This is a genomic window from Gardnerella piotii, from assembly GCF_049815665.1.
Classification (GTDB): domain Bacteria; phylum Actinomycetota; class Actinomycetes; order Actinomycetales; family Bifidobacteriaceae; genus Bifidobacterium; species Bifidobacterium piotii.
Genome location: NZ_CP187450.1, coordinates 1,235,597 through 1,247,401 on the forward strand (window position 1 = coordinate 1,235,597; position 11,805 = coordinate 1,247,401).

The 11,805-nt window shown below is 40.6% G+C and carries 9 protein-coding genes; all 9 read right to left on the reverse strand.

What is annotated here, in order from left to right; translation table 11 throughout:
- Positions 1–15 precede the first annotated feature (15 nt).
- The 9 genes from ACPEIW_RS05070 to mraZ all read right to left on the reverse strand — a co-directional run bounded on the left by ACPEIW_RS05070 (position 16) and on the right by mraZ (position 11,737).
- Complete coding sequence (locus ACPEIW_RS05070; RefSeq protein ID WP_425663429.1) at positions 16–1,413, reverse strand: FtsW/RodA/SpoVE family cell cycle protein; 1,398 nt, start codon at positions 1,411–1,413, stop codon at positions 16–18.
- Positions 1,406–2,974 carry a UDP-N-acetylmuramoyl-L-alanine--D-glutamate ligase gene (gene murD, locus ACPEIW_RS05075; RefSeq protein WP_425663431.1) on the reverse strand — a complete coding sequence of 523 codons (1,569 nt, stop codon included), beginning with the start codon at positions 2,972–2,974 and terminating at the stop codon, positions 1,406–1,408. Before murD ends, ACPEIW_RS05070 begins: the two co-directional genes overlap by 8 nt.
- A 79-nt stretch (positions 2,975–3,053) precedes the next feature.
- Positions 3,054–4,157, reverse strand: coding sequence for a phospho-N-acetylmuramoyl-pentapeptide-transferase (mraY, locus tag ACPEIW_RS05080; protein WP_016802455.1), 1,104 nt, complete (start codon positions 4,155–4,157; stop codon positions 3,054–3,056).
- The gene (locus ACPEIW_RS05085; protein ID WP_425663433.1) at positions 4,154–5,959 is read right to left on the reverse strand and encodes a UDP-N-acetylmuramoyl-tripeptide--D-alanyl-D-alanine ligase; all 1,806 of its coding nucleotides are present in this window, start codon (positions 5,957–5,959) and stop codon (positions 4,154–4,156) included. Before ACPEIW_RS05085 ends, mraY begins: the two co-directional genes overlap by 4 nt.
- Before the next feature lie 23 nt (positions 5,960–5,982).
- Positions 5,983–7,164 carry a hypothetical protein gene (locus tag ACPEIW_RS05090; RefSeq protein WP_018619879.1) on the reverse strand — a complete coding sequence of 394 codons (1,182 nt, stop codon included), beginning with the start codon at positions 7,162–7,164 and terminating at the stop codon, positions 5,983–5,985.
- Between the two features lie 28 nt (positions 7,165–7,192).
- Positions 7,193–8,965 (reverse strand): peptidoglycan D,D-transpeptidase FtsI family protein, encoded by a 1,773-nt coding sequence (locus ACPEIW_RS05095; RefSeq protein WP_425664430.1) that lies wholly within the window; start codon positions 8,963–8,965, stop codon positions 7,193–7,195.
- Positions 8,966–9,246: 281 nt separating this feature from the next.
- Complete coding sequence (locus tag ACPEIW_RS05100; protein WP_425663436.1) at positions 9,247–9,891, reverse strand: hypothetical protein; 645 nt, start codon at positions 9,889–9,891, stop codon at positions 9,247–9,249.
- Positions 9,891–10,961, reverse strand: a complete 1,071-nt coding sequence (gene rsmH / locus ACPEIW_RS05105; RefSeq protein WP_425663438.1) for a 16S rRNA (cytosine(1402)-N(4))-methyltransferase RsmH — start codon at positions 10,959–10,961, stop codon at positions 9,891–9,893. The genes ACPEIW_RS05100 and rsmH overlap by 1 nt, the downstream gene beginning before the upstream one ends.
- Positions 10,958–11,737: a division/cell wall cluster transcriptional repressor MraZ gene (gene mraZ / locus ACPEIW_RS05110; protein WP_425663439.1), complete on the reverse strand. Its 780-nt coding sequence runs from the start codon at positions 11,735–11,737 to the stop codon at positions 10,958–10,960. The genes rsmH and mraZ overlap by 4 nt, the downstream gene beginning before the upstream one ends.
- Positions 11,738–11,805: the final 68 nt, after the last annotated feature.

Consider the following 11,805-nt stretch of genomic DNA (forward strand, 5'->3'; position numbering starts at 1 on the left):
TAGATATTGAGCGTATTAATCACCACTTTGCTGCCGCGATTTTGCACGCTTTAATGACCATTTATTCCCAAATTTTATGTTCGGATTGCTCTTAATAAAACTATCCGCAACACCCATCGCAAGAAGACACATAACAAGAGAAGATCCACCTGCGGAAACAAATGGCATAGGAACGCCCATAACTGGCAAAATCTGCACAACAACCAAAATGTTTATTAGTCCTTGGCCAACAATCCAAGTAGCAATGCTAATAAGAGATATTGAAACAAGCTTATTTGTTGATTGCAAAGCAGAAGTTAGCAAGCACCATCCAATCACAATGTAAAGAAGGATTACGCAAGAAGCAACAATAAAGCCCATCTCTTCGCCAATGATTGCAAAAATAAAATCGTTGTGAGCATACGGCAAATAATTCCACTTTTCTCTAGAATTACCTATGCCAACTCCCATTATTCCACCAGACGCCATTGCGTATTGCGCATGAATCGCCTGAAAACAAACGCCTCTAATCGACTTTGCATCACATCCATGAATCGTAGCAAGAATACGACGCATACGATTTTGGCTAGTAATAACAAGCAATAAAACCGCTGCACAAGCCGTTAAAAGTGCAACAACAAGCCATTTTGTAGGGAATCCTCCCACATAAAATGCCACAACAGCAATAAGCAAAATAATAAGAGCAGTACCAAGATCCTTGCCTGCAACAACTAAAAGAACCGAAACACCCAAAGCTACAACGGTTGGAATATAGGCGCGCATAGCAACACGCTTATAAGCCTTTTTTGCAAGAATAAGTGCCATTGGTAGCCAAATGCATATAGCAAGCTTGGTGATTTCTGCTGGCTGCATTGTAAACGGGCCTATTTTAATCCAGCTTGCATTACCATTAACCTCGTGCCTAATACCTGGTACAAAAGTCAAAAATTGCATAAAAACCGATATTGCGTAAATGGTAATAATCCTGCTTTTATAAAAATCAACAGGAAGATGTGAAAAAATCAAATATCCAACAAGACCAATAACGCAATAAAACAGTTGGCTCATTCCAGAACCCCAAGGGCCAGCTCCGTAGGTAATCATCGTTACCGACGAGCTTGAAAACACCATAAATAAGCCAAAAACGGTTAATATTACAACAGATATTCTTAGTCCAAAAAGACACCACAATGGGTTAAAAATACTGCGAATACCAACGTATTGCTTAAAAGCCTTTGTATTATCACTAAATGTTTCTTGAACACCCGAAATATTAGTAGATGAATCTGCCTTAGTTCCAGAAGATTTACTACTAAAAGATCTGCCGCTAAAAGATCTGCCACCAAAACCGCCAAAAATGCCAAAACCGCGCTTTTTAAGCTTTTTAGGATTTCTAGAATTTGATGAGCTAGCTTTTTTATTGTTCTCATTCATGGCTCTTAACCCATCGCTCAGATTCTTTAGCAAAACGATTGCCACGATCTGCGTAAGAAACAAATTGATCCATAGAAGCGCATGCTGGCGCTAGAAGAACAATATCTCCAGGCTGCGCGTACCCTCCAGCAGCTTGAACAGCTGTAGAAATAACTTTTTGGCCCAAAGTAGAATCCGCGCTAAGAACTGGCGACTTTTCAACCTCTTTAAGAACGCAATCGTCTACAGAATCAAAGGATTTACAACTTTCGCCATTCGCGGAAACTATTGTTACAGGAATACCTTGACCTTTGGAATTAAGCGCTTCTACAATCGGCTTTTGATCTAATCCAATAACAACAACAGCCTTAATAATATTGCGATTTTGATTAACTAAATCTTCAAAATGACCGCCTTTTGCAAGGCCTCCAGCAATCAAAATTACGGATTTTTTGCCAAAACTAGAAATAGAAGCGGCAGCAGCATGAGCGTTAGTAGCTTTTGAATCGTCCACAAAACGAATCGAGTGTTTTGGAAGATTATCTTTAGCTTTTAGAGTTGCAACAGTTTGAATCCTATGCCCTCCTGGAGCAAAGTTGCACAATGCTTTGACTGCATTTTCAACGTCTTGTTTTAAGCCAAGAGTTAAAGCTAGTGCAGTTAGTGCGTCTGCAAGAAGATGAGGATACACGCTTCCATCTGGCTCGCATAAATGTTTTAGTTCTTTTAGCGCTACTATTTTAACTGGCTCGCCAATTTTTGCGCCAGCAACGCCACTTTTGTCTACAATCCAGCCATTTTCAACGCCTATTTCTCCGCATTTTGGAGCGCTGAGCGTAAAACCGATTTTTTTACAACCATCTTTGACTTGTGCATTTTTTGCTAATTCACTAACCCGTGAATCTTGAGCATTGTACACAAGCGCTTTTTTAACACCATTAAAAACTTTCGACTTATCTTTTGCATAAGCTTCAATGCCACCGTGCCAATCCAAATGGTCAGCCGCAATATTAGTAATCGCAGCGCAATCCAACTCTAAAGAATCCGTAAAATGAAGTTGGAAAGAGCTTAATTCAACACATAACGCATCGTGTTCTTTTTCTAGTGCAGCGTGAGAAACAGACTTGCCAATATTGCCGACTGCAGGAGCATCTAGTCCGCAAGATGTAAGCATCTCGGAAGTCATCTCTGTTGTAGAGGTTTTGCCATTTGTTCCCGTAATTCCAACCCATGCAGCTGGAAGATTTGTTTTAAGCGACTTTACGCGCACGAGCCACGCAAGCTCCACTTCGCTTATGACTGGAATATTGCGCTTTTGTGCCTCTAGAATAAATGGCGTTCTAGGGTTAAAAACTGGCGATGTTACAACGGCATCAATCGTGTTCCAATCGATTTTAGAAAAATCGTGGATTTGTGCTTCCGACTTGCGTTCGTCTGCGCTAATCGCATTAACACCAACAGTTTTAAGCACTTCCATAGCTCCTATGCCAGAAACACCTAATCCTGCTACAAGAACGTTATGGAACGGGAATTCATTGTGCAAATATAAATCTTTGTACAAATCACTTGCAACGCTGCTCATATAATCACCTTAAATCACACTAGATTATTTTAGATTACGCTATATAACATTAAATCACGCTAAATCAGGCTAAATCAGGCTAAATCAACAGTCCAGAACGACCTGCCCAATCCGCATAGAACGTCATCAACGCAGACAGAACAAACATAAGCTCAATCATCCAAAAACGAACAACAACTTTGCCTTCTGCCCAACCAACAAGCTCAAAATGATGGTGGATTGGCGCCATTTTGAACACGCGCTTATGCGTCAACTTAAAGCAACCAACCTGAATCACATCACTGCAAGTTTCTGCAACAAAAAGTCCGCCTAAAATAACAGCCAAAAACTCTGTGTGAGTAGCAATGGAGAGCGCAGCAAAAAGGCCACCTAATGCCAAGGAGCCAGTGTCTCCCATAAACACTTGAGCAGGATTTGAGTTGTACCACAAGAATCCAAAGCAAGCAACAGCAGCACAAACAGAAATAATTGTTAAATCAAGCGGATCCGATACAGCATAAGAGAATCCAAAATGACCGCCGCCTTTAACATGGTAGCTTTCCCAAAAAGCGATAAGTGCATATCCTGCAAAGGCAATCATAGAAGATCCAGCAGCAAGACCATCTAATCCATCTGTAAGATTTACTGCATTAGACCATGCAGCCATTAAAAAGTTTACCCAAACAATAAAAATTACGATTCCTATTGCTTTGCCAAACATAGAAAAATCAAAGAATGGCTTTTCTATAAAACTCATGCCAGGCTGTGCGCTTGCAATGCCCGACTGAGTTGGCAACATAAGAGCTAAAAGCGCATAAATGCTTGCAAAAATAATCTGACCAAATAACTTTGCACGCACAGAAAGGCCAAGATTTTGCTTTTTTCTAACCTTTGCAAAATCATCAATAAAACCTAAAAAGCCCATTGAAAGCATTGCAAAAAGAACAAGAACTGCAGACCAAGAAGGCGTTCTGCCAACAGAAAAATACCTGTACAAAGCAGATGCAGCCCAGCCAACTACAACAGCAAGATTAATAACAACACCGCCCATTGTAGGCGTGCCGCGCTTAACTAAATGTGATTGCGGACCGTCTTGGCGAATGTATTGTCCGTAATTTAATCGGTGTACTAAGCGGATTAAAAGCGGCGTGCCAACAATAGTGACTATTAGCGAAACCACTATTCCCACAATAAGCGCAATCACAGGTTAACCTCCGTATGTTTGTTAAGGCTAGCGTTAAGACTCTTACTAAGTTTAGTCCAGCTTTCAGCCAAAACACTCAGCCCCGAAGCATGAGACCCCTTTAACAACACAACAGTACTAGAATGCTCACCCACAAGACTCCAAACAATATTATTCGCCTCAATACAATCATGCACAAAGTACACGTTGTTTTTAGCATCAACATTGTTATTTTGATACTTATTTGCAATGTTATTTCTGTTATTTTGCCAATTATCTCTAGCACCTTTAGCTATGCAAGAAGCTAATTCATCTAATTTTTCACTCGTGGAAGATCCAACGGAAATTATTGCGTCAATATTCTTTTGTGCAACATATTTTCCTATAGACTCATGCATGTTATATTCGTCTTTTCCAAGTTCCAACATTGAGCCTAAAACAGCGATTCTAAAAAGTTTAGTGGATGAAGATTTGGCAGAATCGGCAGAATTTGCAGAATCTGCAGAATCGTCGGAGTTAGAAGAGTTAGCGGAATTAGAAGAATCATTTGACTCATAAGAGCATAATCCGTCAATTCCTGCTTTCATAGAGTCTGGATTTGCATTAAATGAATCGTCAATAAGTGTAAACTTTTTATCATCTTTGCAAATAACAGAAATTTGCATGCGATGCGGACTAATATGCGAAACTTTATTCAAAACTAGAGCAATGTTTTTAAGACTCATTCCAAAATATCGTGCAACATTTGATGCAGCAAGAGCATTCATAACATTGTGCGCGCCAGGAAGCGCAAGATGTAGTGTTGCACTATTTTCACTAGTCGCGATTTTTTCGCTTTCGATAATCGTAAATTTTGCACAACCACTTTCGTCTAAAGAAATATCTTGCGCGCGCAATTGATAATTGCCATTATTCGACGCATCAAAATTGCCATTATTATCAACATTTAAGCCAAACCAGCGAACTTTATCTTGATCAGCCAGCTTGCTCATAGACGCAACGCGAAAATCATCTGCATTCAAAATTGCAACACCATGAGGCAAAAGTCCCCTAACAATCTCACTCTTAGCTTGCGCAATTTTTTCTACAGATCCAAATTCGCCCAAATGAGCAACACCGACTTTTAGCACAACCGATAAATCAGGAGGCGCAATAGTTGTGAGCATTGCGATTTCTCCAACATGATTTGCACCCATCTCCGCAATAAGGAATCGCGTATTCTCGTTTACACGCAAAGACGTTAATGGCAATCCAATCTCGTTATTAAAAGACCCAACGGGCGCAACTGTATTGCCAAGCGTTGAAAGCAAAGCATTAAGCATATCTTTTGTGGTAGTTTTTCCAACGGAACCAGTTATGCCAATAATGCTAAATGGCGTATTTAACGCGCGGCGGCGAACTAAATTATGTTTTGCTAAAAGCCCAAGCGCTTCAACCGAATTTTTAACAACGATTTGAGCAATCTTGTTTTGCACACTTTCATCTAGCAAAACAGCATGTTCCACAATCGCAGCTTTGGCTCCAAGTTGAGCTGCTTTTTGAACAAAATCGTGTCCGTCTACTCGCTCGCCCTTTATAGCAATAAATACCGCTCCGCAAGCAACGTTACGCGAATCACTTGTAGCGAAATTAACAATATCGGTGCCTTTTACCGAATCGCAAGATGCCGAATCGCACGACGCCGACGAACCGCATAAAAGCTCGCTTGCGTTAACAGCATCTGCTACCTCTTTAATGCTCATAGGCATCATACGAGTGCTATCTTGCGTAAAAACAGTGTCTGTAATTTTATTTTGCTTGCTATTTTGCTCTATTGAAAACATTTTCTGCTCTTAAATATTGGTTTCTATTTTAGTTCGTGAGATACTCGCAACGCGCTCTTAATTGTTCCTCTTCTAACACCAGCAGCAAGAACCATTGCGATTGAAAGAGAAAGATGTTTACTAACACTTTTGCCGCCGATTTGATCTGCTAATGCAGCTAACTCATCGGATTCCCTAGAACGCATTACACAATAAGATCTTTCGTGACTTATAAATCCATACCTTTGTTGCAAATTATAAAAACTCATTACAGGGCGCGCAGATTTTATGCTTGATTCGTCAATCTTGGAATCGTTCTTGTAATCAATCTTAGAATCATCTTTTTTATTACTATATATAAGTGATTCCGATGATTCTTTAGACTTAGACTCATGCGAATCTTGCGAATCCTCTGAATTAGCATCCACTTTAGATTTGGCTTCTAATGTGCCGCTTGCTTGCGACTTATCTTTTGAATTTGCAAAGCTTGAATCATATACCAAATCGCCACCACTGTGTTCAATAGCTTGCGAACTGGAATCTGACTTATACAAATCAAGACTTCCTGCCATTGCGAGCGCATTATTGCTTTCAACTCCAAGAACATCAATGTTTACAGATTGTAAAGCGTCTTTTTTAAGAGTTGCAGAATTTAGCGCTATAACAACAGCTGCAGCACCATCTTCTACGCATACCGACAAATTGTGCTGAATATCAACTATTCCAAGCGGATATTCTAAATCCAGTTCTCGCTGAAGAGAATTAGACCCCGCAGCGCTTATAACACCAATTGGATTGCCAAGCATATGAAGAAAATCAGCTAATCGTATAACGTTTGCATAGACTTCGTCATCATCATCGCCAGCAACCGCAAAAGTCGCTATAAAAGAAGATGGGTCATTATTAACATCGCAAGCAAGTTTGCCCAAAGTTACTGGATTGTTGGAAGAAACTAAAAGTGGAATACCAACGCTCATCGCTTCGGATCTAAACTCTGGAGTAACCATTGCTGCGTATGCTCCAGCATCTCTAGCAGCTTCCAATTGTCTTTTATCTACGCGATTTGCAGGAATAAAAAGACACCCAGGCTTAACATTCCTAACATCACACGCTAAAGACGTAATTGTTATTCCAGAAGCAAAAGATGGTATTACTTCAAAACCGTATTGTTGTGCAGCAAAACCAAGAGTTACTCTTGTTCTAGAAAATTCATCAACAGCATTCATACTCGCACTCGCCCTCGTTCGCTATCTATTACCATTGTACAGCAATAGGATCGGTGCGAGGAGTCGATACTGGAACGTTGTACTTTTGCATTAGGAACTCGCCTATTGTTTTTATAATAGGCGCCGCAGTATAAACACCGAATGTACCTTCTGGATTGCTTAATGCTACAGTTATTGCAAAACGTGGATTATCTACAGGCAATATTGCTGCGCAATCTGCAACTATAGAGCTAAGAGCTCCGCCAAATCCAGCAACTTCTGCAGTACCACTCTTTGCAGCAATTCGATATCCATTAACAGATATGTAGCTACCGTAATACTCTGCTGTGGACTCCATAGCATTTAACATTTGATCAGCAACGTGCTCATCCAATACCCTAGTGCCTTCTGGCCTTTTGCGCTCAGTAACTCTGCCTTGAGGATCAATTACAGACTTGATAATCGATTGCTTAAGTCTTACGCCTTTATTTGCGATTGTTGATATAGCATTAGTGATTTGCAAAGCGTTTGTTGCATAACCTTGACCGAACAAAACAGTGTTTTGCTTACGACCATCCCACGATTGAACACTCGGAAGCAAACCTTGGGATTCTCCTTGCAAGCCTAATCCAGTATATTGTCCAATTCCAAACTTAGACAAAAACTCATAACGCTTGTTATTTGGATATTTTTCGCCAGCCATAATCATGCCAACGTTAGAAGATTCCTTCAAAATGCCTGCCAAAGTGAGCCTCATAACACCATGATTATGAGCGTCATGGAAAAGCTGACCTTGCTTTTCAATGCTTCCTGGAACAGCAAACTTATCTGATAACGAACGCGCGCCCGTCTGAAGCATGCCTGCAACTGAGAAAACTTTACCAATGGAGCCTGGCTCAAACACTTGGCTAACAGCTTTAGAAACAGACGCTCTAGCTTCGGCAGAACCAGCTTTAATACTATCGCTATCTTCTAGAGCAACGATTTCTCCAGTGCGAATATCTTGAACAACAGCAACGCCCCATCCAGCTTTATACCTATTCATGCCGTCTAGAAGAACCTTCTTAACGTACCAATCTACATCGCTATCAATAGTTAGCTTTATGTCGTTACCGTTTACAGCATCTTTATATTCGCTTACCGTTCCAGGAATTTTCTCATTTCCAACGTTATTTCCCTGGTATTTTTGATATCCATCTTTACCAGTTAGAACCTTATCTTGAGAAAGCTCTAGTCCAGATTCGCCAATCTCTCCTCTTCTGCCCTTTGCTTCCTTGCGAGCGCTTTCTTCAGCGTCTTTAACAGAGCCGATTAAAGCACCAAGAATAGGGCCACTCGAGTATACGCGTTCGCTACTGTTTTCTGCATAAACACAACCAGAAAGATTAAGCTTGTCTATTGCGCGCTTAACAGAAGGCTTAACATTTCTTTTAATAACAGCGTAACGTCCTACGCCTGCAATCTTGCCGCCTATTTCAACAGAACTCATATGCAAAATAGGAGCCAAAAGACGTGCTACAGCAACAGCGCCCGTTCCTTCAACGTCTTTGCCATTAATTGCATGGCAATTCCCAGCAGTTTGCTTTGTGCAAGGAGTTGGTTTAAAGGACTGAGCATTCATTGGATCTGCAATTATGTTATATCTTTCAACACTCTGAGCCAAAACAGCACCATTTGCGTCCAAAATACGCCCTCTACGAGCGAGTATTGGACGAGTCCTACTACGTTCTGCCTGCGCCGCCTGAGCAGTAGAACGTGCATTGATTAACTGTATAAAGCTAAGTTTTACTATTGCTACAGATGCAATAAACGCGAATATCATTGCAACAGCAATACACTTTTTTGCAAAAACCGTGTTTCGTATAACGCTAGTTTGAGCGCCATAACGTGCATTAGCTCCAGAAGAAGCATAACCAGAACCAGAACGCGCGGCATTACTGCCGTATGATCTGTACAACTTACTCGTATTGAATCTGCTCTTGCTGATTTTGCTCACTCTGCTTGTAGTAGAGTGCAACTTTTTACCAGCAAGTTTGGCATAATACAATACTGTTTTCATTTTGCCTGAGTATTTGGCGAAACGTTGCTTGATTAGGCGGTTCATCAATGTTTCTCCTTATTTTTTTGTTCTGGCTGTTGTTTAGTTTGTTGTTTAGTTTTGTCTGGTTTAGTTTTGTCTGGTTTAGTTTGTTGTTGTTTAAGTTTTTGCTTAGCTTGATCTTGCTGTGCTTTTTGAGCTTCAATAGCAGCTTGTTCTGCCTTCTTTTTATTGGCATAAGCACTGAGATCAACTGTTATTGCTCCCTGTTGCGGAATCATTCCCATATCTTGCGCTTTTGCTGGAAGATCCGCTTCTAGCGCATCTAACTTTGTTTGCGCAGTTTCCACATCTTGACGAAGCCTAGAGATACTTGATTGAGTGGCAGCTTGTTCAAAAGATATCTCCGCCATTTTTGTTCGCAACAACAAAGACGTAGTAGGCGTAACAAAAAGGAAAATAACAACAATAATCAAGTTGAAAAGAGGAGCTTTACGAGTGTTACTCCACTCTATAACTCTATGTAAGTGATTCATTACTGTGTAAGACCTACGGTCAGAGGCACTAAACACTAATGGAATCGACTTTAAAACACGATTTTGCCTTGAATTATTACCAGCTGCTTTATCATTTACTCGCCCAGCAGGAGCAGATGAACTTGCATAAGACGCAGCAATCCTAGAAGCACGGTTTTTACTTGGCTTATCCATTAGAACCTGCCTCCTTTGCTGTTATTTACACCATTCGCTTTAGAAGAAGAACGATGCAAAGATGAATCTTCTCCTTGAGCAATAGCTGTAAAGTCTTTAATCCACCTATCTGGAATATCTCTAATAAGCTCCACTGCGCGTAAGCGAACAGAAGAAGACCTTGTATTATTTGCAATTTCTTCTTTAGATGCTTTAATAGCTCCGCGAGTTAAAGACTTAAAGAAAGGTTTTGCATTTTGCGGAATAATTGGCATATTTGCTGGAACATCTACTTCTAAGCCTTTATTCATAAAACGCTTAACCGTAATATCTTCCAAAGAATGATAAGACTCAACAACAATTCTGCCACCGTTATTTAAGCGCAAAGCAAGCTTTGGCAGAGTCCTAGAAAGCTTATCTAATTCTCCATTAACTTCGATTCTAAGAGCCTGAAAAACTCGTTTAGCTGGATTTCCTGGAGCACGATGAGCACGCGGAATAATATGATCCACTAAATCAACAAGTTGACCAGACGTTTTTATTGGATTCTCTTGTCTAACTTGCACTATTTTTCTTGCGATTGGCCCAGAAAAACGTTCTTGACCATACTCACGGAATATTTGAGCAAGACTGGATGCGCTGTAGGTAGCAAGAATGGTTTCAGCAGTAACACTTTGAGTTGTATCCATACGCATATCTAAGACTGTGTTATGAGAATAAGAAAATCCTCTATCTTCCTCGTCTATTTGCAAACTAGAAAGACCCAAGTCCATAAACGCTGCATCAATCTTATCGATTTCTAAATCTTCAAGAACTTTGTCAACTTCATCAAATGCAGCATGCACTGGAATAAAACGATTCTCTAAGCCTTCATCGCGCATTCTTTTTGTCGCTAAGCCAAGAGCTTCACTATCTCTATCTATTCCAATAAGAGTTGCAAGTGGAGCAGCTTTAAGAAAAGCTGTTGCGTGACCCGCAAGCCCAAGAGTGCAATCAACAACAATAGAATCTTTGTAATCTAATGCTGGAGAAACAAGATTTACACAGTCTTCCAACAGCACTGGCGCATGAATTGTAGATAAATCTTTCATTGTGCCACCGCCGGAAGAACATCATTTGCAATATCTGCATAATCTTGCTCTTTATCTGCAAGATAATTGTTCCAAGCAGATTTGTTCCATATTTCTGCGCGAGTTCCAACACCAATTACAACAATCTCATCTCCAAGATTTGCATAATCCCTTAGCATTGGAGGCACTACTATACGACCTTGCTTATCTGGCTCCTGATCAACAGCGCCAGAAAGGAAGACTCTAAGGTAGTCTCTTGCAGACTTATTACTCATAGATGTGAGCTGAATCTGAGTTGTAATACGCTCAAACTCTTGCATTGGAAGAACATAAACGCATCGCTCTTGTCCGCGAGCCATAACAAAACCATCGCCCAACTGGGATCTGAATTTTGCTGGTAAAGCCACACGACCCTTTGCATCTATTTTTGGAGAATAAGTTCCAAGAAGTATCGGATTCTTTACGTGATTATTAGCCTGACTTTGCAAATTATTAGCACCAAAAACCGCGTCTTGAGGCAAAGGAGTGGATGCAAAAGCCGAAGACGTAGGTTGAGGTTGCATAACAGGCTGCATAACAGGCATTTGCGGCATTTGCTGCGCTTGATACATTTGCGGCATTTGCGGCATCACATAATAAGGCTGAGCGTACGCTTGAGAATTTTGCATTGGCATATGCGCATCTTGTGCATTAGCTTGAGCCGTATTTTGAGAATCATAACCAGATGGATTTTGAGCATGCTTAAAGGAGGAATTGGCTTTATCTTGCGCATTTGCGCCAGCATTGTTACTAGCCATAAATCCACCTCCTTTTCAACATGCAATATGCCACTTGCACATCGTTCACCATTTTACCCCATTTCTCA

What these genes read in the sequence shown, in the direction of transcription:
- ACPEIW_RS05070 (WP_425663429.1), bottom strand. Translation starts at nt 1,413, where the DNA reads ATGAATGAGAACAATAAAAAAGCTAGCTCATCAAATTCTAGAAATCCT.
- murD (WP_425663431.1), bottom strand. Translation starts at nt 2,974, where the DNA reads ATGAGCAGCGTTGCAAGTGATTTGTACAAAGATTTATATTTGCACAAT.
- ACPEIW_RS05085 (WP_425663433.1), bottom strand. Translation starts at nt 5,959, where the DNA reads ATGTTTTCAATAGAGCAAAATAGCAAGCAAAATAAAATTACAGACACT.
- ACPEIW_RS05090 (WP_018619879.1), bottom strand. Translation starts at nt 7,164, where the DNA reads ATGAATGCTGTTGATGAATTTTCTAGAACAAGAGTAACTCTTGGTTTT.
- ACPEIW_RS05095 (WP_425664430.1), bottom strand. Translation starts at nt 8,965, where the DNA reads ATGATATTCGCGTTTATTGCATCTGTAGCAATAGTAAAACTTAGCTTT.
- ACPEIW_RS05100 (WP_425663436.1), bottom strand. Translation starts at nt 9,891, where the DNA reads ATGGATAAGCCAAGTAAAAACCGTGCTTCTAGGATTGCTGCGTCTTAT.
- rsmH (WP_425663438.1), bottom strand. Translation starts at nt 10,961, where the DNA reads ATGAAAGATTTATCTACAATTCATGCGCCAGTGCTGTTGGAAGACTGT.
- mraZ (WP_425663439.1), bottom strand. Translation starts at nt 11,737, where the DNA reads ATGGCTAGTAACAATGCTGGCGCAAATGCGCAAGATAAAGCCAATTCC.